The organism is bacterium (genome assembly GCA_029210545.1).
Taxonomy (GTDB): domain Bacteria; phylum BMS3Abin14; class BMS3Abin14; order BMS3Abin14; family BMS3Abin14; genus JARGFV01.
Window position 1 is genome coordinate 19,013 of the sequence record JARGFV010000009.1, and the last position, 22,036, is coordinate 41,048.

Consider the following 22,036-nt stretch of genomic DNA (forward strand, 5'->3'; position numbering starts at 1 on the left):
GGGAAAACCTTAGGGCTGGGGGGAAAACTCTGACGTGTGCCGTCAAAGCCTGAAGAGCATTCACCACGGAGAAAATCGGCTTGCCAGCCATAGCCTTTGGCGACGGCTGGAGGACACGGAGAAAGGCGGGTGACAGGTATGCTCCTCCCTCCTCCCTCCTCCCTCCTCCCTCCTCCCTCCCTTTCCACTTTCCACTTTCCACTTTTTTTCTAATAATGATAAAAGACACTCCCCGGCACGACATCACGTTTAACGAGGGATACAATTAAATTACCGTCCTGATTGGATCAGCGAGGAGAGAACTTTGATCAACGAGATGAAGATCGCCTACTTCACCATGGAGATCGGCCTGAGGCCGGAGATCCCGACCTATAGCGGGGGCCTCGGGGTCCTGGCAGGGGACACCATCAAATCGGCGGCGGACCTGGGTCTCCCCATGGTGGTTGTAACCCTGCTGTCCCGGCAGGGATACTTCACCCAGGAACTCGACAAGGACGGCACGCAGTTCGAGCACCCGGTCCACTGGAATCCTGCGGACCTCCTGGAGCTTCTTCCGGAGCGGATCACCGTCCAGATCAAGGGACACACGGTCCACGTGGGTGTCTGGCGTTACAACGTTTTAAGCCTCACCGGTTCCGTCATCCCCGTCTACTTCCTCGACACCGACCTGGAAGAAAACAGCGCCGAGGACCAGGCCATTACACGTCACCTTTACGGTGGAGACCGGGCTTACAGGCTGATGCAGGAGGTCGTCCTCGGCATCGGCGGTGTCCGGATGCTCAACGAACTGGGTCACGATATCTACAAGTACCACCTCAACGAAGGGCACTCCGCGCTCCTGACCCTGGAACTGCTCAACTGGTTCCGCCTCGACATCCGGGAAACCTGGGACGAGAAGGCGGTATGGAACACCGAGGCTGTGCGTGAGAGGTGCATTTTCACCACGCACACCCCGGTGGAGGCCGGACACGACAGGTTCTCGTGGGACCTGGTCACCGATATCCTCGGCGAACCGATCCCCATGGACATTTTCAGGGAGCTCGGCGGACAGGACAACCTCAACATGACGCTCCTGGCCCTGAACCTGTGCAACTACGTCAACGGTGTGGCCAAAAGGCACGGAGAGATCTCCCGGGAGATGTTCGCGGGCTACCACATCCACAGCATCACCAACGGCGTTCACTCCTTTACCTGGACCTGTGAGCATTTCCAGGAGCTCTACAACCGGTATCTGCCGGGCTGGGCCAACGAGCCGGAGCTCTTCGTCCGCGTCGACCACATCCCCGACGAGGAGATCTGGAACGCGCACATGGCCGCCAAGACCAAAATGATCGGGCGGATCGAGGAGCGGACCGGCATCGCCCTGGACCCGGACGTCCTGACCCTGGGGTTTGCCAGGCGCGCTACCAGTTACAAGCGTGCCGACCTCCTTTTCTCGGACATGGAGAGACTGACCAGGATCGGCGACGGCCGTCTCCAGATCGTTTACGCCGGCAAGGCCCATCCCCATGACGAACCGGGCAAAGCGCTCATCCGGAGGATCTTCGACCACGCCCGCACCCTGGCAGGCAAGGTAACCGTGGTGTACCTGCCCGATTACAACATGGAGATGGCCTGCTGCCTGGTGTCGGGAGTCGACGTGTGGCTCAACACTCCCTTGCGTCCCATGGAGGCCTCCGGTACCAGCGGCATGAAGGCGGCCCACAACGGTGTGCCCAACTTCAGCGTTCTGGACGGCTGGTGGGTGGAGGGCCACATCGAGGGCGTGACAGGGTGGTCCATCGGGCCCAGGTTCCGGGAGGAAAACCAGGGGACCTACAACGGCACCGGGGACGTGGAGGACCTGTACAGCAAGCTGGAAAAGACCATCATGCCCCTTTTCTACGATGACCGGGCCGGGTGGGTTAGTGTCATGAAGAATGCCATCGGGAAAAACGCCTACTACTTCAACTCGCACCGGATGATGCGTTTTTACGTCACCTACGCCTACCTGGCCACCCACGTGCACGAGAGGGGGAACTGAGACTGAGTAATTAGTGATCCCCACGTTGTCATCGCGAGCTGAATCCCGGGCGAAGCGATCTCGTTTTCCGCAAAAGCAGTCACGTACCCCCGGCGGTGTTCCCGGTGTTCCAGGTTGTTCCCGGTGTTCCAGGAGATCTGTTTCTCGGTGAGCCGGGTTTTGCCCAAAGTGTTCGTCAAACACTGGAAGATCCTGAAGTGTCCTTTGCGGTGCCAAGGCGACAAAGAGCTACGGGCCGCCCCACGCTGTCGGAGCTTTTTCCGGAAGATCAGATCAGAAATAAACTGAAAAGGAATCAAAAGATTATTGAGGCATTTGAATCGTATTTATACACGCAGCGCGAGATCGGAGTGTGGCTTAAAATGCATCCTGCCTCTATCTCTAGAATTATAAAGGATTGGAAAGGTAAATGTTAAAATACAAGCTACGACCCCCAGGTTCACCTTCACACCAGGGGCCTGCAAATGACTCCCCGGCAGTTCCTGGTTACGCTTTTAAATTTTGGGTTACGCTTTTAAATTTTGGGTGATTTGATGTATAATTGCCTAATGAAACAGCGACCACTCAGCCAAACCAATATCCACCTGCGTGATCCCGAAAAACGGCATCAGGCTCTGTTGCGTTCGGTGCTTTCTTCGTCGGCCGTTGAAGGGATCAAGCTGACGGATCAAGAGCTGGCGCTGCTGCGTCGCAATGCGGACACCGCTAGGACTCGTTCCGGCTCTGCTCGATAATCCTGCTGAAGATCCCTTTCATCAGCTCATAATCACGTGCCATTCCGGCGCGAACCGCGGCCAGATAGGCTTCACGGCGCTCCCCTTCCATTTGGTCAAACACCAGCATCGGCAGCCCTGCCTGTAATCCCATCAGCATGGCCAACAGACGTGCCAGCCGCCCGTTCCCTTCGCGAAAGGGATGAATCAATACCAGCTCGGCATGCACAATCGCGAGCGATTCGGCAACGGTTTCCTAACGGCTACGGCGGAAAAGCAAGCCACAAAGAAGAACTTTCCTCACCTGAACTGATGTCGCTTTGAACACCTGAGAGAAAGTTGGCTTTCGCACAGGGGTTCAAAGCAACATCGACCGATCCCGGAGAGATCCTTTTCCCCTCGGGAAAAGTCAGGTGAGGTGCTGTTCCCTCTGTGTGCTCTGTGAGCTCTGTGGTGAATCCGCTCTTGCCGCCTTTACAGGAACCGTGCCTTACTTTTGAATCTTGAATCCTGGATTATGACCGTTCTACCTCCCGTACACCCGGTAATCGATATCGGGAAAGATGTTGTCCGCCTCCTCCATCTTCCGCACCTTCTCCTCGTCCCACCCTTCGTCCAGGATCGAATCGAGCTGGTTGAAACGGTCGATGTGGAGCTTGAACCTCCGTTCGGCATACTCCACGCTCGTCCCCATTGTCATGATGAAGGGCCAATCGCTGGACTGCGCGAGGAGCAGCTCACGGGCCATCTGGTTCAGGATCCTTTCCCGCAGCGGGTCGGGGGCGGTGTAGCGTCGGGCCCGTTCGGACATGCGGATACCGGCGTTGTGGAGGTATCTCCAGACCCAGTCGTTGCTGCCGTTGAGCCAGACCTCGTAGTACCCCTTGTTCCCCCAGCTCGAGGCGCACGGCGTCGCCACCTGGTGGGTGGGGTTCTCCTCCAGGTACCGCGCCAGGGAGACCGGCTCCATGGTCGAAGGAGCCATGTGCCTGAACACATGTTCGATAAAATCCGGTCCCTCGAACCACCAGTGGCCGTACAGTTCGGCGTCGTAGGGTGAAAGGATGAAGGGAGGCTTGCCCATAAGGCCCCGCAGGTGCTCGGCCTGTCTCTCCCTGTTAAAAACGAAGTTGGCGGCGTGCTCACGTGCCCGGCCCAGGGCGGCCTCGGGATCGTAAAGCTCCTTGTGGTCCGTGTCCCCCGTGATGCGGTAGTACTTGATGCCGGTGAAGGTCCTCAGGCCGTCCGGGCTGACGTAGGGCCCCACGTGGTCCATGTCGAGGTCGAACCCCACGTCCCGGTAGAAGTCCCGATAGACGAAATCTCCGGGGTACCCCTCCCGGGAGCTCCAGACCTGTTTGCTCGATTCATGGTCGCGGCCGAAGACGGCGACGCCGTTGGGGGTGAAGATGGGGGCGAAAACCCCGAAAAGGCTGCGGGGACGGGAAAAGAGGAGCCCATGGCTGTCCAGGAAGAAAAAGCCGAGCCCGTGCCGTTTCAGCACATCTTCGAGCCCGGGGTAGTAGGCGCACTCCGGCAGCATGATCCCGGCAGGGTCCCTGCCCAGGAGCCGCCGATGGGTCCGGACCGCCACCTCGATCTGTGCCTCCACCGAGGGCGGGTGGTAGGCCAGCAGGGGCAGGAACCCGTGGGTGGCACCGCAGGTGACGATCTCCAGCGCGCCCCTGTCCGCGAGTTCCCGGAAGCCTCTCAGGACATCCGAGCCCAGGGTGTCCTCGAAGAACCGGCGCTTGACCGTGAGCCGGTCGAGGTAGTACCTCGCCAGCCGATTGATATCGCCATGTCCTTCAGTACGCCGGATCTCCTTTTCCGCCAGTTCGGCTGTCCGATCCAGGTACCGGGCGAAGCGGTGGATGAGCATGGGGTCAGCCAGCATCGAGGCCAGTGTGGGGGTGAGGCTCATGGTGAGTTGGAAATCAACGCCGTCGTCGGACAGGCGGTAAAACCGCCGGAGGAGGGGCAGGTAGCACTCCGCCAGGGCCTCGAACAGCCAGTGCTCCTCGAGGAAATATTCGTACTCGGGATGACGGACGAAGGGAAGGTGGGCGTGAAGGAAAAGACCCCAGTAGCCGGTCATCAACGCCGCCCCTTTTCCGTTCCCGTGGGCCACGAGCTTACGGGTACACCCGGGCGCCTCTCACCATAGGGGCCGGCCAGGCCTTCGAAGGGCCACAAACCGCCGCCCCCCGAGAGGCGGAAAATCTCCTCGAAGTCACGGCGGCGGGTCATCCAGAGGGTGTCCACCTCATCGGAGGGACCGTCACAGGGAAGATGTATCCGGTTGGACCTGAGAAGCTCCGTAAAACCGCCCTCCCCTTCCACGCCGAGAGATCCTTCGATCTCCAGCCCCGCACGCTCCAGGTTAACGTATGCCGACCCGATCGGCCCCCATGCCCGGTGCAGGTAGAGCACCTCTCCACCCGGCATCGACCGCACCTTCAGAACGAGTTCCCCGGGGACCCCGCCGCGGCCCAGTTCCCAGTAAGCGAAGGCGGTCCTGGGGCCCTGGGGCATGAAACAGAGCCTGTCCTCGCCCAGATGGCCCGGCAGATCGGGCGTGTCGGGACGCGCGGGCGGAGGAGGCCCGGGATCCTGGACATGGACCGGGCTCCCCGGAAAGTCGGTCACGGGAGGTTCCACGGCCCGGCCAAGCTCCTCGAGGGCCTCGATCAGCTGTGATTTGTTCATCCGGCCGCAGCCGGCGATCCCGGCCTGCCTGGCCAGGGCCAGCAGCTCGTCCTTTTTCATCTTCGCGTAGGTCGACACCATCACTCACCTTCCTTCAGTTCAAGCGATTTCCTGTAAAGGTCCTCGTAACGGCCGGCTGAGCGTTTCCAGGAATGGTCTTCGGCCATGATCCTGGTCACGAGGCCGGGCATCCTGCCTGACCGAAACAGCTCCGCGGCCCTCGAAACGGCTTCCATGAGATCCTCCCCGGCGGCTCGCCGGAAAAGGATCCCGTTTCCCCTTTTATCCTTATCCACATCCCTCACAGTGTCCCCAAGCCCACCCGTGGCCCTGACGACAGGCAGGGAACCGTACCTCATGGCGATCATCTGCCCGAGGCCGCAAGGCTCGAACCGGGACGGCATGAGGAAAAAGTCCGAGCCCGCGTAGATCCGCCTGGCCAGTCTCTCGTTGAAACCGATGCTGACCGACACCCGGCCCGGATACGGCTGCGCCGCGGCCATGAGGGACTTTTCCAGGATCGGCTCCCCGCTCCCCAGGACAACGACCTGGCTGCCGTCCTCAACCATCTTCGGGACGATCCCGGCCAGCAGATCGGCCCCCTTCTGGTCCGTCAGGCGTCCCACGAAGGCAAACAGGGGCGCGCCCTCATCGGGGTTGAGACCGAGCTGTTTTCTCAAAACGTCCCTGTTGACCCGACGGCCGGAACTGTCGTCCACCGAGAAGGCAGCCTCTATGCAGCTGTCGGCGGAAGGGTCCCACTCTTCGTAATCGATACCGTTGAGCACGCCATGCACCCTGTCGGCCCGCCTGGCGAGGACACCCTCCAGGCCGCAGCCGTACTCGGCTGTCGTGATCTCCGCCGCGTAGGCAGGGGAAACCGTGGTGATGAGGTCCGACACCTCGATGCCGGCCTTGAGAAAGTTGAGATCCCCCCTGTGTTCCATGATACCGCGGATGAAAAGGTCCTGCGGAAGATTCAGGGATGGGAGGACCTCGGCCCCGAAAACCCCCTGGTAGGCCATGTTGTGTATGGTCAGGATCGACACCGTGCGCGCCCACCGCCCGGCATCCGCTCCCGGCCCGGCGTAAAGGGGGGCCAGGGCGCCGTGCCAGTCGTGTACGTGCAGGATGTCCGGAAAAAAATTCAAGGCCCCGGCTGCCTCGACCGCTCCCCTGCAGAGAAAGGAAAACCGTTCGGCGCTGTCGGGGTACTCGCCTCCTGCCGGGCCGTAAACCCCTTCCCGGTCGAAATAACCGGGCTCGTCGAGGAACCAGTACAACGTCCCCATCAGATCCGATCTAAACAGACGTGCGTGCCGCGGCTTCCCGGCATGGGTCATATCCATGGTTACACCGGTGTCCATGAGTTCGTGGCCGCGCCGGCGCACTTCACGGTAACAGGGGAGGACCACCCGGACGTCCATGCCCAGCTCGGCCAGGCGGGGCGGCAAGGTCCCGGCCACGTCCCCCAGCCCGCCGACCTTGGCGAAAGGGGCCGCCTCGGCGGTGACCATGAGCACCTTCAGCCGGGGCTCAGACACAGTCTTCGCCCTGGTCCTGGACCTTGCCGCTGTTGGCGCCTTCTTCGGTTCTGTCTTCGTCCGGATCAAAATTTAATCTCCGCGCTGTTTTTGATAGGGTCGCAAAAAGTCCAATCCGGGACTTTTCGCTCCACGGAAAGGGAAAAGCGTCGTTTTCCCTTTCCTCACAAATCAATGACTTACAGTGCAAGTCATTGATTCGGGCGCCCCGCGCGGGGCGCGTTGATGGACTTTTTGCGAGTCCATCAATTTTATATCTCCGCCTCCCTGAGGAACCTCGCGGCGTCCTCGGGAGAGGTGGGGTTGATCTGGAACCCCGTGCCCCACTCGAACCCCGCGATCATCGTCATCCTCGGAACGAGCTCCAGGTACCAGTGGTAGTCGCTGCTGATGCTGGTCCAGTATTCCGGTTTCCCGGCGCGATAGGCCTCCGGCGGCGACGTGTGAAGGATGAAGTTGTAGGGCGGATCGTTGAGGACCCTGCTCAGCCTTGCCAGCAGTTCCTTGACCACCGACGCGAAATGCTGGAGGTGGTCCTCGTCAATGGTCGAGAAATCATGGTTGTGGCGCTTGGGGGCTATCCTCAGCTCGAAGGGGAAGCTCGAGGCAAAGGGGGTGAAGGCGACGAACAGCTCCTCGTTGATGACGATCCGATCCCCGTCTTCGAGCTCCTGGTGGATGATGTCGCACATCATGCACCGCTCCTTGCGCTGGTAGTAATCCCTCGCGCTGGCGAGTTCCACGGCCACGAGGCTGGGCGTAACAGGGATGGCGATGATCTGGGAATGGCTGTGGCAGAGGCTGGCGCCGGCCTCCGATCCGTAGTTCTTGAAGATCAGGACGTAGCGGAAGCGGCTGTCGCGTCTCAGGTCGGACAGCCTGTCACGGTAAACGGAAAAAACGTCCCGCAGGTGGGCAATGGAAAAGTCCACCATCTGTTCATCATCGTTGGGCGTTTCCACGATGACCTCGTGGGCGCCGAATCCGGACACGACGTCGTAGATCCCCTTTCCGTAACGCTCCTGCGAGCTTTCGATGGTCAGGGCCGGGAACTTGTTGGGTATGACCCGGACCCTCCACCCTTCGGAGTTGGGAGCTGTGCCCTGGTCCCTTATGGCCATGATCTCGGGGGGCGTACGGTCCTCGTTCCCGGGGCAGAAGGGACATACGCCCTTGGGCGCGGGCTTGCCGGGCTTCTCATGCCTGTGGATATGTGTAGGTCTCATCCCCCGCTCCGTGGCGATGATGACCCAGGTTTTCCGGATGGGATCGTATCTCAGTTCCGACATGCGTGCTCCTCTCGGATCGTTTGCTCTCAGGCGGCGGTTCCCGTCCTCCGCCTCAGAACCTGAGGGACAGGGTCAGGGATACCTGTTTCCCCTTGGAAAAATCCAGTTTCCGGCCCATGGCAAAGCTGCTGGCCTGGTATGTGACGTCGAAACCCTGTTCGGACTGGGAGACGGTCTGGACCGGGTAACTCCACACCTCGCAGGGCTCGGTACTGCTGATGATCACCGGCGCCGCCAGGACCGGGTCCCGGACCGTCAGCGTGGTCCCGGTGCCCGCTTCCAGCGGTTCGGCCAGGGAGAAGGACCGGCCGTCGAGCTGCGCGGCACACCGGACCCCTGTGGGAAAGTGCAGGTTGATCTCGCTGCAAAAAAGCGCCGTGACGGGTCCCCCCTCCACGGAAGTGAGGGTGTACCGGACGGTGAAAAGGCGCTTGTCAAGGGACATGTGCTTTTCTATGCCGATGTCAACGGATGGGCCTTCAGCGGCCTGGAGCCGGCCCTGGATGGAAGCGGTGACAGCCGACCGTGACAGCTCCATGCGCCAGGATCTGGCCGCGAACTCTCCCAGGGTCTGGAAGCTCCCCTCGTACATCTGGCTGACGCCGGTTTCCGGCGGCAGGAAATGGTCTACGAAAGCGTACCTCGGGTAACGGTCATAAAGCAGGAGGCGCCGGGTTTCCACGTCCATGGCCCGGGCCGAATCGTGGATCGTGGCGATATCGGCAGGTTTTTGCCCGTCCGGCTTCCCGGGCTGCCCGGCTGCCCTGTGATATTGCTCGGGACGCCTCGCCAGTGTGCTGAGCAGGTCGAAGAGGCTGTCCTTGTCTGAAAGCTCGTAAAGGTGCGCTCCGAGGCCGGTGACCACGGCGACCGCGTCGGCGCTTCTGAGCTCCGCCTCGGGATGACCGTCGGCATTGATGTCCTCGAGGACCGGACCAGGCACTCCCGAACTTTCGTCCAGGATCCTTTCAGCCTCGTTGAGGGCTCTTTTGACCCCGTTGCGCAGGACCGGCAGGTAAAGACCCCCGAAGATACCGTGCCAGTAGGGGTCGTTGCACTGTCCCATGTAAAGGGCCCTGCGTACCCCGGGATCCTTGACCGAGGCGACCCGGCGGCTGATCCGGATCATCTTCTTGTGCATGTTGTTGCTCTCGGGGTACCTGACCAGGAAGTCCGGCCACAGCCCTCCCCTGACGAACCTCCGGGCGTCATCGGCTCTGCCGAGCCCCCCGAGGATCCCCCGTATCTCGTGAAAGGTCACGGCCTCGTCGGGGGGGAGGGTCCACTCCCCCATCTCGATGTAACTGCCGGGCGGAAGGTACACACGCCCCAGGGGGACCGAGGACTCGAAGTGTTCCCTGCAGGTGGCGGTCGCGATGTCGCCGCTTTCAAGGATGGCGGCGAGAAAGTTCCTCAACCACCCTTTGCCGTAGACCCAATCCCATGTTTCGGGCCACATTCCGAACTTTTCGCCGTCGTCGAAGATGATGGCGGTCCTTCCGGCCCCCCTCGCGGCCTCCCTCACGGTATCGACGGCCTCGTTGACGGGGCTGAAGGGAGTCTTGTAACGCAGCTTCTGACTGATGGGATAAAGGGACATGGTCTCACCGCGGGTGTCGGTGATGAAACGCCCCGTCAGGTCAGTCCCGCCCTGCCCGGAGGATGTCATGTGGTTGTCGTCGACGATCGTGTAACTCACCCCCGCCTCCCTGAGGAGGGGGATGAGGCTCGGCTCCCAGATCCTCTCGGTGAGCCACAACCCTTCCGGTCTTGTCCCCGACAGGTCCTCGATGAAGTCGGAGAGCAGGCTGATCTGGCCGAGGGCGTCCCGGGGCGGGATCACCGCCAGGATCGGTTCGAAGAACCCGGCGGTGAGCATCTCCATCTGCCCGCGCCCCGCCAGGCCGCGGATATTGGAGAAGATCCCCTTTTCCTCCCGCTCGATCCACTCCAGGAGATACCCGCTCATATGGAGGCTGAAGCGAAAACCCGGGAACCGGGCCATCTCCTCGAGGAGCGGCCCGTAACACACCTTGCATCCGTGCCTCAAAACGGAGTCGAAGTTTCCCACCGGCTGATGGCAGTGAAACCCCATGAGGAGAGTCGAAACCCCGTTGGCTGTCAACTCAGACGATCCAGTACTCAAGGTCGTAATCCTCGGGGACCGGGATCCTCACCATGGAGAAGAGGGGAGCTTTCTCCACCGGTTCGGACCCACGCCACAGGCTGAAAGAGAGCAGGATCTCCATCCCTGGTTCCGCTCCCAGCGTTACCAGGGGGAGGGCGAACTCCCCTATCTTGTCGCAGGCACCCCTGACACCGGCTGATCGCTGGTCGCCGTCGAGGGTTTCCATCTCGCCCCTAACCACCCTGAAACGGAAGGCCGCCTTTACCGGCCCCTCCAACTCGACGGCGAGGGTCATCCCTTCCGCCTTTTCGGCGAAATGATCGGCGCTTTCGAGCCTCAGGTAGAGGCACTGTTCGTCGAACCCGTACATCAACTGCCTCAGGACGGGATCGGACCGGTGCATGGATCCCTGCTCGAAGTCCAGGTTGAAAACTCCCGCGCTGAGCCATTCGAAGTAGTTGGTGTCCAGCCCGTCGAGGACCGGTTCGACGATCCCGAAGGGAGCCCTCACGTGCCCCCGGACCTTTCCTTTCTTTATGGGTTCGAGGAGCTCCAGGAGGATCGGTATCCCCGCGAAACGGTAAGCGTTGATGAGGTGGAGACGGAACAGCTCGTCGAAACGGGCGGCAAGGGTCGTGAAGTGGTCGTCACCGAACCACCAGTACCAGTCGCTGCCCTCGGCGATGAGGATCTGCTCCATGGCATTTTCCCGTGCCGCGGCGTCCAGCCCGGGAAGGGCCGCCTCGATGGTGTCCCGGGTGCGGCACACCAGTTCCCAGGCCCTGTTCTTTTCCGAATGCCCCACCCAGGTCGAAAGCCGGCCGCCGATCCAGGATCCGGGAACGATGTCGCCGAGCCTGCCGGCATTGCCTGACTGCAGGGCCTCGCTGAAAGTCACCATCTCGATGGCCGGATCGCTGCCCAGGGCCTCGTAAAGGCCCTCCAGGAAAGGCCGGCCGTTCTCCGGGTAGTGCTCCCAGGCGTTCTCCCCGTCCAGGATGACCGCAACGACCCCGTCGTCGCGGTCCAGCCCTTTCCTGATGGCGTGCAAGCGTCCGAGGAAATTGCCCACCGCTTCGGACGCTTCCATCCTCTGGTAGGTAAAGCCGATGAGATCCGAAAGCTCGCGGTCGCGGAAGAACATGGCGATCTCGCCGCTGCCGGTCTGGATTTTCCACGGCCGATACAACTCGTTCCGCCTCCCGCCGAAACCGGGGAAAGGCACTCCCAGGCTGTTGGCGAGGACTTCCTCGTCGGATGCCGCATAGGCGACCCCCCTCGCCGCCATGATCTCCAGGGCCGGAAGGGACACGCCGCCCTCCGAGGGCCACATGCCGCGGCATTTTGAGCCGAAGGTCCTTTCGTACCGCTCCAGGGCCCTGTCGACGTGGGTGGGGGCGTCGGCGGCGAGGCTGCCGCAGGTAACGGGAAGGGGCAGGCCGCGCTGCACCGCCCTCGCGCTGTTGAAATCATAGAGCAGGGGTAAAATGGGGTGATAATAGGGGGTCGAAGTGATCTCGACAGCCCCGGATTCCTGGGCCTTCCGGTATGCCGGGACGATCTCCTGGATCTTGCTCAGGAGCAGGTCGACGAGGGTCGTCTTGTCCTTCTGGGTGAAGCCCATCCCCCTGGTGATGAGTTCACGGATGAGGGGCTCTTCCTCCCGGAAAAAGGTGCCGGTCCAGGCCAGGAGAAAAAGAACCTGCAGGTCGAGGAGCTCCTGGTGGGAAAAAAACCCTGTCACCGCCTCCTTAGCCTGGCGGCGGTTCCACCTGTCGTAGAGCTGGTAATAACGCCGGAGGGGCAGGATCTGGTGGCGCACGGAGCCGATGAAGAGAAGATCGTAAAGCAGTGTGAGATCGTCTTCCTCCAGGCCCTCCACCGGCCGGAGCAGGACCTCCAGGAAAAGGTCAGACCCAGGGACCGCGAACCCCTCGATCTGGTCGAGGAGCGATGGCACGAGGTTGAAGGTGGTGCGCACCGATCCGTGCATCTGCGCCAGGCGAACCATGTCGTAATAGTCCTTTGTGGCGTGGATAAACGTCAGGGGCATCACGGAGGTGCCGTCGTACCCGTTGCGGTAGCACGGCTGGTGCATGTGCCACCAGAGGGCCAGGCGGATCCTGTCAGCCATGGGACGTCACCTCTCCAGCGCCCATCGGCTGATGCGGCGCCCCCAGGTGTTGATCAGCCTGCGCGCCTTGGCGGGGTCCCCGCTTTCCACGGCAAGCCTGACACGCGGCCCGTGGACGTCGGGCAGAAGCAGGATCCAGGAGTCGTCCATGGCAGCGTGGACTCCGTCAGTGAAGGACAGCTCAAGATCGCCGACGGCCTGCCGGAAGTTCCTCATAACCCGCCCCTTGTTCTCCGCCGGGCACACGGCGCTCAGGGAATGGTAATGTGTCACGGGCAGTCCGTCGACGATCTCCGAAAGGGTCCCACCCGCCGAGGCCATCATCTCCAGGATCACAGCCAGGGAAAACATGGCATCCCAGTGGGGGGCAAATCGGGTAAAGGCAAAGGCTCCGTCCACATTGGCCGCCAGTTCGTAGTTTTCGAAATCCCGTGCGCTCAGCCTCGTCAGGCGCCCGGTGTCGGCTTTGACATGCCTGAGCCGTCCCACTGCTATCCGCGGCGCCTGGACCGGCAGGAAAACCCTGGCCTTCCTCCGGCCGGCCCGCCGGCCCAGGAGCTCGAGGACCAGGAGGAGGAGCCTGTGGGGAGGCTGTGAACGGCCCAGGTCGTCCACCATGTGAAGTTCCTCGCCGCCGGGAGAGACGTAAAAACCCACGTCCGCGCCCAGGGCGCGGACGATCTTCCCGACCCGTGCGAGGCTCTCCTGGACCATGGCCGGTGTCTGGGCCAGCCGTGTCGCGTCGGGATGGGCGTTGAGGATAACCGATTCACAGCCGAGATCGGCCAGGATCTCGGGCAGGATGCGTGAGGTGGACCCGTGAGCCAGGTCGAGGATGACCGTGTAGTTCCGCTTGCGCAACGAGTCCACGTCCACTTCCCTGAGAAAACTCTCGCGGTAGAAATCCAGGGCCAGGGGCAGTTCCGAGATGGTGCCGATCCGGTTGTGATGGCTGCGCCGGAACTTCTCCCGGAAGAAGATCTTCTCGATCTCCCTGGCGGTGTTTTCCCCGATGGCAAGGCCGTCCGAGTCGTAAAAGAGGATCTCGGTGGAGGATTCGTCCCCGGGTTTCTGCCTGAAGTGGACCCCTCCGACCTCACCGAAGGTGGTCAGCTTGTACCTGGTCACCGGAAGGGGCATGAGCCGCAGGTCGGAAACGGAAACACCTGTGGAAAGGATCCCTCCGAGGAAAGCCCGCTTGAGCATCCTGGACGCGTTGTGATCGTCCCGGCTGACCAGGATACGGCCGCTTTCCGGGAATACGGAGCCGAAGGCCTCGCCGAGTTTCGCGACAAACCCGGAACTCAATTCCGCGTTGGTCCTCCCCGAGACGCGGTTGCCTTCGAAGATCGCTGCCTTCCAGCGGTCGCCCCAGATGAGGTTGGTTGAAAGCACAGAGCCCGCCTCGACCCTCTTGCCGGGCCACAGAGACACGTCCCTTTCCACCGAAACCCCGTCTTCGAGGATGCAGTCGGACGCGATGACCGCCCCTTCCGGGATGTAGGCTCCCTCGCCGAGGCGGACGTTGTCGCACAGGACACTGTTGACGACACGGCACCTCCGGCCCACGGCGATCCCGCTCCAGAGGACCGACGATTCGACGAGGCAACCGGGGCTGACCTCGCACCCCTCCCCGAAAACGGAATCGGCGTACTCGCCCCGTGGCAGCCTCACGCCGGGACCGACCACGACCGTGCCCCGGACCCTGGCCCCTGGAGCCACCCGGGCCCCCTCGTCCAGCCATGCCGTCCCTTCGGCGAACTTCACTGCCTCACCCGGCATGGCGAGGCGGGTCTTGCCGTGGAAGATCTCGTGGTGGACCTGGCGGTAGGATTCAGGGTTCCCCACATCGCGCCAGTACCCCGGCGCATTGAAGCCGTAGAGGGGCTTTCGCCCCTTGAGGAGGCGGGGGAAAAGATCCCGCGAGAAATCGAAAGGCTTCCCCGCGGGAATGAAACCGAGGGCTTCCGGTTCCAGGATGTAGATGCCGGTGTTGACGGTATCGCTCACGACCTCACCCCAACCGGGTTTTTCAAGGAAGTTCCTGATCCGTCCCCTGTCGTCGGCGACGACGACCCCGAACTGGAGGGGGTTTGCCACCGAGGTCAGTACCAGCGTGGCCAGGGCACCACGTTCTTTGTGGAACTTCACGGCCGCGCCAAGGTCGATGTCGGTCACCAGGTCACCGGACATGACAAGGAACGTCTCCTTGAGCCTGTCCACGGCAAACCTCACCGAACCGGCTGTGCCGTAGTCCGCGTCAGGCACAACATAGGTGAGTTTCGCCGTGCCCTCCCAGCGCTTGTCGAAGTGGTCTTTTATCTTCTCGGGCATGAAGTAAAGCAGAAGGGAGATCTCCTCGGCGCCCAGGCTGTCGAGGTCTTCCAGGATGTACTCGAGCATGGGCTTGTTCATGAGAGGGAGCATCGGCTTTGGCACCCCCGAGGTCAGGGGCTGTATCCTCGTGCCGAACCCGCCCGCTAAAACGACCGCCTTCATCCCTTTTTTCTCCCCTTTCCATAACGTTTTTCCAGCACCTTGGAGATCTCGTCCAGGAGTTCATGGGAATCCGAGGATTTGACGACGTACCCTTCGGCCAGCCACGAGGAGAAGTCCGACCTGAAGGAGCTGTAGGCCGAGGAGAGGATGACCGGAACGTGGCTCTGCTCCCGTGATATATCCTGGAGAAGTTCCAGTCCGCTCTCTCCCTTGAGCCTGATATCAAGGACGACCAGGTGCACGGTATGGTTTTTCAGCGCCTCCATCGTCCCGCGGCTGTCCACCGCGGTCAGAACCTCGTAACCGGCTGATTCCATCTGCATCCGGTACAGTTCCCGGATACCCTCTTCATCATCGACGACCAGGATACGATAGTTCATGCTCTCCCCCTGTCAGAGGTTAATATCCAGCGCCAGGAACCCATCGGACCAGGAAAGGGTGATCTGTTCCTGGTCCAGATATTCCGCGATCTTCTTCAATTCCCCCAGTCCCTCCGGTCCTCCCTGCCGATCCGGCTCGAACAGGCGTCCGGAAAAGGTGAAGGTGACGCGCACACCGTGGGCGGCGGCCGTTGTGGCGACCACGAGGCCATCCAGGCTCCCCGCCATGAGAACCATGACTCCCATGAGGCGGGCGATGGCCCCGCTCACCTTCCCGTAATTCAGCTGAACGAGGGAAATATCCCCTTCCTCGAGGGTTATGGAAAGGGGCACCAGGGGGTGAAAGCTTCTGTAGGCCCTGATGACCTCGTTAATGAGGTGGTTCAGGTCCCAGAAATGCCTGTCCGGGAACTGTTCCTCCACCTGGGAAACAAAATCGTCCAGGAACCCCTCCAGCTCTCCCATGGCCTCACGCAGCGCCGCGATATTGCCGGAGATCTCCCCGGTGTCGTTGGCCACCTTCTCCAACCGTTCCAGATGGCCCGCCATGGAAACCAGGGGGTTCAACAGGTTGTGAGCCAGTACGGCGGAATACCGGCCCATGATGTTCTTCCTTTCGAGCCTGACGAGCATTTCGTGCTGGACCTCGATGCGGGCGTTGGCCTCCTGCAATTCGGCCACTCTTTCCCGGTAGCGATCCAGCGCCAGAGCCTTTTCCAGGGCGCTGATGAACGGCCTGGCAAAGGAGTCGAGCAGTGCCAGTCCATCCAGGGAGAGGGACGCCCCCGAAGCGAAATTGTCCACAAGGATGGCTCCGAAGCGGCCTCCCGCTCCCCACATGGGGATCACACCCACCTCCTTCGCTTTCAAAAGGTCACCCAGCCAGGTGGGCCCCGTTCCAGGGCCTGGAGGCAGGATCCGGCAGCCGGTCCCCATCAGCGCTTCTCCCACGGGGTCAGCCAGGTCGGAGGGAAACACCAGCATTTCCAGAAGGGGCGACAGCCGGCGTTTCTGGGTCTCGAACTCCTCCATGGCCCGGCTGAGGATGCGCTCTAACGCCATTTCCTCACGGTGGATGAGTTCCCACTCCTGCCACGTCTCCTCGGGTGAAAGGGTCCCGATCCCCGAATGCCCCCTCAAGGATCCATCGCCTTCATCCCTGAGAAGGAGAAAGGCACGGTTGTACCCGAACATGTGGCCGGCCGTGATAACGGTGAGCAGGAGAGCGCTGATCTCCTCGAACTTCTCGGCGCTGCCCAGGAAACCGTCGATCTTGTTCCTGACCGCCATGGCCTCCGCCAGGCTGTTATAGGCTTCAAGAAGCCCGCTCCGCTCAAGCTCGTCTTCAGGCCGGAGATCACCCTCAAGCTCTCCCGGAACTTCCAGAGGCCGGGCGGCCAGGGCACGCCGGAAAACGTTCAGAAACTCCTTGTCCATGGTTCCGGTACTCCGCATCAGGAAAGATGTCGGTAACAGGCATAATGATAGCACAAGGGGTTGATCGTGTTGCTGTCTTTTTCGGGATCACCCCGCAATTTCCCCGAATGAAACCGGTATTGATGAAAGCTTCGCAAAAAAAGATGAGATGGAGAGGTGACCGGCAGGAGCTAATTCGGACTTCGTTCCTCGATCTTCGCGCCGGCGCTGCCGCTCGGTCTCATCCCCTTGACCCTCATCTTGACCCTGGTGACTCCCTTCCATGTCTGGACCTCGGGGACCACCGCCAGGTCCATCAGCCCGGAGAGCCTTTCCATCTCGTGGGCCTGGCGGAAAGCGATGGCATTCACGATGGCGCCGTTCTGCTTCACGTTGAAGCTGAGGTGATCCCCGCCCACGATACGGGGATCGACGACCTGGACCGCCTTGAGCAGAACCACGGGCTCCGGGTTCCCGGCCCCGAAGGGAGAGAGGCCATGGAACTGCTGCACTTCGAACAGACCGAGTTCGTCAAGGCGGGTCTCGGCGTCGAGGGTCATGACCGGGATGAACCCGTCTTTCGGCACCATTTCCCGGACAACCTCCTCGAACCGCTCCCTGAATTCATCGATCTTCTCCGGGTCCAGCTTGACCCCGGCCGCGTACTTGTGACCGCCGAACTCCAGGAGCAGGTCCCGGCACTGGGAAAGTCCCTGGAAGAGATGTAATTTCGGGATCCCGCGGGCCGAACCTTTCAGCACCCCGTTTTCCAGGCACAGGAGCACAGTGGGCCTGTAATACCTCTCCATGAGCCGTGACGCCACGATACCCACGACTCCGGGATGCCAGTCCGGCGAGCTGAGCACGATGCTCCGCCTGCCATCCAGCGTCCCGCCGGCCAGGATCTGGTCCACCGCCTCCGAGTAGATCTTTTCCTCGATACGCTGGCGCTCCACGTTTTCCACGTCAAGGTAGCCGGCCAGGCGGTCAGCGTCCTCCCTGCTGTCTGTCGTCAAGAGCCGTACACAGGCGGAAGCATCCGACAGCCTGCCGGCCGCGTTGATCTTGGGGGCCAGCCGGTAGGCCACCGCGGAGGAGTCGACCTGTCCCGGAGTGACACCGCACACGTCCAGCAGAGTCCTGATCCCCAGCCGGGGGTTGAGGTTGATCTGCTCGAGCCCGGCCCGGACGAGGATACGGTTGAGACCGGTCAGGGGCACGATATCCGCTATGGTCCCCACTGCCACGAGGTCGAGGTAGTCCACAAGGGACGGTTCCTCCCTGCCCTCGAAAAAGCCCCTGTCCCGGAGCCCTTTACGCAGACCGGCCACCAGGTAGAAAGCAAGGCCGACGCCCGCCAGGGACTTGTAGGGGAAAGAGCAGTCGGTAAGCAACGGGTTGATGAGCGCTGCCGCCTCGGGAAGGGTACCCGGAGGTTCGTGGTGATCCGTCACGATGACGTCCATCCCCAGGGAGCCGGCGAAGGCGATCTCATCGACCGAAGAGATGCCGCAGTCCACGGTGATAACGAGGCTTATCCCCTGCTCTCCGAACTTTCTTAGGCTCTCCAGGTTGACACCATACCCCTCCTCCACCCGGTTGGGGATGTAATAGTACGTGGAAAAACCGAGGTCCCTGAGAAAAAGAAGGATGAGGGAAGTGGCCGTAACCCCGTCCACGTCGTAGTCTCCGTAAACCAGGACTTTCTCTTCCCGGTCCATGGCATCCACGATCCTCTGGACGGCCTTGTCCATATCATAAAGGAGGTACGGATCCGCGAGATCCCCCAGGTGGGAGTTAAGAAACCCGCGGGCCATCTCCACATCTTCAAACCCGCGGTTCATGAGGAGCTGTCCCACCAGGGGGGTTGTGCCAAGAGCATCCGCAAGGGCCCGGGCCTTTTCCGGATCCTGCTGCCTTACCTCCCATTTTTTTTGGTCGACAGTCATAATATTTTCCAGTTCGAAGCGCAAAGCTCCAGGCGCGAGGCATCGTTTCCTTTCGCTCTTCGCTCATCGTACTTCGTTCTGACTTATCACATTATCAGCGAAGTGATGATGACCGCAACCATGGTGGCCGCGACCATCATCTTGGCAACCGTGCCCTTGAGCCTCCCCGTCAGCGCTCCCAGGGCCGCCCGGGCGGCATCAGCGCGGTCGTGTCCTCCCCCCAACGCCACGATAAAAACCGCGCACCAGGCCCCGACGGCCATTCCCGGGATGGCCCCGAGACCGAAAAGGACCGGGGCTCCGAGCAGACCGCCCGCGAGAGCGCCCACGATGGATGCCGCGACACCGCCCCTGACCTCGGGTCCGGACCTGGCACCCCTGATGGCGGTGAAAAACTCCAGGAACTCCCCGGTGACGGCCATGATGAGCAGGACGATGAGGGTGTGATATTCCAGCCATGCGGGACCGGTCGCCCACCGGAACAAGGCGGCGCCGGCCAGCAGCAGCCAGGTCCCGGGCAGGCCCAGCAACTGAAGCGGGAGCGCCAGGATGAGGACGCTCCCGAAGAGAAGCCAGGTGAGGAAGGTCAGCAATGCTATCCCTGTCTGGCGGAGGTCCTGGCTGCCCTTTCACCCCGCCCTCCCAGAAGGAGCATGGGGCTGGCAATGTATATGGACGAGTAAGTGCCGACCACGACGCCCACCAGCAGGGCGAAGGAGAAGTCGTGGATCACCTCCCCGCCCAGGACGAACAGGCAGATGACAACGAGCAGGGTGGTCCCCGAGGTGAGGATCGTCCGGCTGAGGGTCTGGTTGATGCTGGTGTTGATGACGGAGGCCAGCATGTCCTTGGGTGTACGCCGTATGTTCTCACGGATCCGGTCGTACACGACGATGGTGTCGTTCAGGGAGTAACCGATGATCGTGAGGAGGGCCGCGATGACCGGCAATGTGAACTCCTTGTCAAAAAGTGAGAACACCCCGATGGTGATGATGATGTCGTGGATCAACGCGGCGATGGCCCCCATTGCGAAGCGGAACTGGAACCTGAGGGTGATATAGATCAGGATCCCCACCATGGCGTAGAGCATGGAAAGCATACCCTTGCGTCGCATATCGGCGCCGACCTGGGGACCCACCATCTCCACGAGTTCCAGGGAAACGCTGTCCGGACCGAACTGCTCCGCCAGGACGGCAAAAACGTCGTCGGAGGCGGTGTCGATCTGTCCTTCCTCGCTCTTGACCCTGATTGAGACCTTCTCCTCGCCCAGGGACTGGATGACTGCCGAGCCCATCCCCTTGTCAGTGAGAACGTCCCTGATCCGGCCCACGTCCGGCGCATCGGTAAATTTCACCTGGACCAGGGTGCCTCCGGCGAAATCGATGCCATACCGGGGCCCGCCTTTCAGGACCAGTGAACCGACGCCGATGAGCAGCGCCACTAGAGAGATGATGAGAGCTGTCCGCCTCTTGCCGACGAAATTGATATTGATATTGGGTTTTATAAAATCCATTGCAGCCTGATGCCTCCTGCGCTCAGATACTGAGCTCTTCCAGGGTTCTGTTCTCGAGGTAGGATTCGAAAATGGTTCTGCTGACGAAGATCGCGGTGAACATGCTGGTGAGCACACCGATGCTCAGGGTGACCGCGAAACCCTTGACCTGCCCCGTACCGAACTGGAACAGGACCAGGGCGGCGATGAGGGTCGTCACATTGGCGTCCACGATGGTGAGGAAAGCCTTGCTGTAGCCCCCGTCCACGGCAGCCCTCACCGTCTTGCCTGACCTGAGCTCCTCCTTGATGCGCTCGAAGATCAGCACGTTGGCGTCCACCGCCATGCCTATGGTGAGCACGATGCCGGCGATGCCGGGAAGGGTCAAGGTGGCCTGGAAAAGGGCCAGAGCCGCCATGATGATAACGAGGTTCAGGACAAGAGCGGTATTGGCGATAAATCCTGAGATCCGGAAGTAGAAGACCATGAACACGATGACAAGGGAGAACCCGAACAGGATGGACATCAGCCCTTTCCTGATGGAATCGGATCCGAGGGACGGGCTCACGGTCCACTTCTGGAGGATCTTGACCGGCGCCGGGAGACTCCCCGCCCTGAGAACGATGGCCAGGTCGCTGGCCTCCTCCGGCGTGAAACTTCCTGTGATCTGGGCCTCGCCGCCCGGGATCCTCTCCTGGATGACGGGCGCGGAATAGACGTTGTCGTCAAGGACGATGGCCAGCCTCTCCTTGACGTGGTCACCGGTGACCTGCTCGAAGATCCGGGCGCCTGTGCTGTCGAAGGTCAGGGACACGTAAGCCTGACCGAACTGGGAATCGTAACGGACCCTGGCATCCTTGATGGTGTCGCCGGTCAGCAGCACCCGGTCCCTCAGGACGTACGGTGTGCGCTGGGTCGTGCGGGTCGCGGGGTCATAATTCGTGCCGTAACGGACAACGTCACCCTGGGGAACGCTGTCCGCGGAAGCGGTCTCGTTGACCAGCATGAACTTGAGAACCGCCGTCCTCTTGACCAGCTGGATGGCCCGCTGGGGATCGTCCACCCCGGGCAGCTGGATGAGGATCCGCTTAGTGCCCTGCTGCAGGATGGTCGGTTCGGAAACGCCGAACTCGTCCACCCGGCTCCGGATAGTCTCGACAGCCTGGACGACGGCGTTCTCCTGAAGACGGGCCACTTCGGTTTCCGGGTAGCTTACCGCCAGGCGTGTCTCGGTCTCCTCGGTGACGACTGTCCCGGGGAACATCTCACGGATGGCGGCAGCCGCCTCGTCCCGGTACTTGTCCCTTCGGACCTCGACCAGGAGCCGGTTAAAACCGACGGTCTCCGCCCTGTTGAGCCGGATATTCTTTTCCTTGAAAGATGTTTTCAGATCGGAAGCCATACGGCTCAACGCGTTGTTCACGGCCTCTTCGGTTTGCACTTCGAGGAGGAGCTCCATCCCTCCCTTGAGGTCGAGACCCAGCTGGACAGCCTTGGAAGGCAGGACCTTGGTCCACCAGCCGGGCAGGGATCCCGTCAGAGACGGGGTCACCGAAACAAGGGCTACGACGAGAACCGCCAGCACGATAACAAGTTTTGTTTTGACTCTGGTGCGCATTTTCCCTCCCGACATCGTCCCGACCCGTTCAGCGGTCGATACGATGCTGATTTGCTGACCTTGACAGGGTCGCAAAAAGTCCAATCCGGGACTTTTTGCTCCACGGAAAGGGAAAAGCGTCGTTTTCCCTTTCCTCACAAAT

At 61.4% G+C, this 22,036-nt stretch carries 15 protein-coding genes; 1 reads left to right on the plus strand and 14 read right to left on the minus strand.

Annotation, left to right across the window (positions count from 1 at the left end; all coding sequences use genetic code 11):
* The first annotated feature begins 316 nt into the window (after positions 1-316).
* The gene (glgP, locus tag P1S46_01940) at positions 317-2,023 is read left to right on the plus strand and encodes an alpha-glucan family phosphorylase (GenBank protein MDF1535245.1); all 1,707 of its coding nucleotides are present in this window, start codon (positions 317-319) and stop codon (positions 2,021-2,023) included.
* Between the two features lie 705 nt (positions 2,024-2,728).
* Here glgP and P1S46_01945 read toward each other — a convergent pair.
* The 14 genes from P1S46_01945 to secD form a co-directional block, all read right to left on the minus strand.
* A complete protein-coding gene (locus P1S46_01945; GenBank protein ID MDF1535246.1) occupies positions 2,729-2,902 on the minus strand; it encodes a hypothetical protein in 174 nt (57 codons plus the stop codon).
* Positions 2,903-3,262: 360 nt separating this feature from the next.
* On the minus strand, positions 3,263-4,834 hold the full coding sequence (locus P1S46_01950) for a DUF1957 domain-containing protein (GenBank protein MDF1535247.1): 1,572 nt from the start codon (positions 4,832-4,834) through the stop codon (positions 3,263-3,265).
* Positions 4,834-5,526: a Rho termination factor N-terminal domain-containing protein gene (locus P1S46_01955; GenBank protein MDF1535248.1), complete on the minus strand. Its 693-nt coding sequence runs from the start codon at positions 5,524-5,526 to the stop codon at positions 4,834-4,836. Before P1S46_01955 ends, P1S46_01950 begins: the two co-directional genes overlap by 1 nt.
* On the minus strand, positions 5,526-7,058 hold the full coding sequence (gene glgA, locus P1S46_01960; GenBank protein MDF1535249.1) for a glycogen synthase GlgA: 1,533 nt from the start codon (positions 7,056-7,058) through the stop codon (positions 5,526-5,528). The genes P1S46_01955 and glgA overlap by 1 nt, the downstream gene beginning before the upstream one ends.
* Before the next feature lie 182 nt (positions 7,059-7,240).
* Complete coding sequence (galT, locus tag P1S46_01965) at positions 7,241-8,278, minus strand: galactose-1-phosphate uridylyltransferase (GenBank protein ID MDF1535250.1); 1,038 nt, start codon at positions 8,276-8,278, stop codon at positions 7,241-7,243.
* A 52-nt stretch (positions 8,279-8,330) separates the two neighbouring features.
* Positions 8,331-10,424, minus strand: a complete 2,094-nt coding sequence (locus P1S46_01970) for a DUF1926 domain-containing protein (GenBank protein MDF1535251.1) — start codon at positions 10,422-10,424, stop codon at positions 8,331-8,333.
* Positions 10,405-12,540, minus strand: a complete 2,136-nt coding sequence (locus P1S46_01975) for a glycoside hydrolase family 57 protein (GenBank protein ID MDF1535252.1) — start codon at positions 12,538-12,540, stop codon at positions 10,405-10,407. Before P1S46_01975 ends, P1S46_01970 begins: the two co-directional genes overlap by 20 nt.
* 6 nt (positions 12,541-12,546) lie before the next feature.
* Positions 12,547-15,039, minus strand: coding sequence for a sugar phosphate nucleotidyltransferase (locus tag P1S46_01980; protein MDF1535253.1), 2,493 nt, complete (start codon positions 15,037-15,039; stop codon positions 12,547-12,549).
* A complete protein-coding gene (locus P1S46_01985; GenBank protein ID MDF1535254.1) occupies positions 15,036-15,419 on the minus strand; it encodes a response regulator in 384 nt (127 codons plus the stop codon). The genes P1S46_01980 and P1S46_01985 overlap by 4 nt, the downstream gene beginning before the upstream one ends.
* Positions 15,420-15,431: 12 nt before the next feature.
* Positions 15,432-16,856, minus strand: a complete 1,425-nt coding sequence (locus P1S46_01990) for a hypothetical protein (protein ID MDF1535255.1) — start codon at positions 16,854-16,856, stop codon at positions 15,432-15,434.
* Positions 16,857-17,026: 170 nt separating this feature from the next.
* Positions 17,027-18,784, minus strand: a complete 1,758-nt coding sequence (gene recJ / locus P1S46_01995) for a single-stranded-DNA-specific exonuclease RecJ (protein ID MDF1535256.1) — start codon at positions 18,782-18,784, stop codon at positions 17,027-17,029.
* 86 nt (positions 18,785-18,870) lie between these two features.
* Complete coding sequence (locus tag P1S46_02000) at positions 18,871-19,377, minus strand: DUF456 family protein (protein MDF1535257.1); 507 nt, start codon at positions 19,375-19,377, stop codon at positions 18,871-18,873.
* A gap of 2 nt (positions 19,378-19,379) precedes the next feature.
* On the minus strand, positions 19,380-20,297 hold the full coding sequence (gene secF, locus P1S46_02005; GenBank protein ID MDF1535258.1) for a protein translocase subunit SecF: 918 nt from the start codon (positions 20,295-20,297) through the stop codon (positions 19,380-19,382).
* 22 nt (positions 20,298-20,319) lie between these two features.
* Positions 20,320-21,894 carry a protein translocase subunit SecD gene (secD, locus tag P1S46_02010; protein ID MDF1535259.1) on the minus strand — a complete coding sequence of 525 codons (1,575 nt, stop codon included), beginning with the start codon at positions 21,892-21,894 and terminating at the stop codon, positions 20,320-20,322.
* Positions 21,895-22,036: the final 142 nt, after the last annotated feature.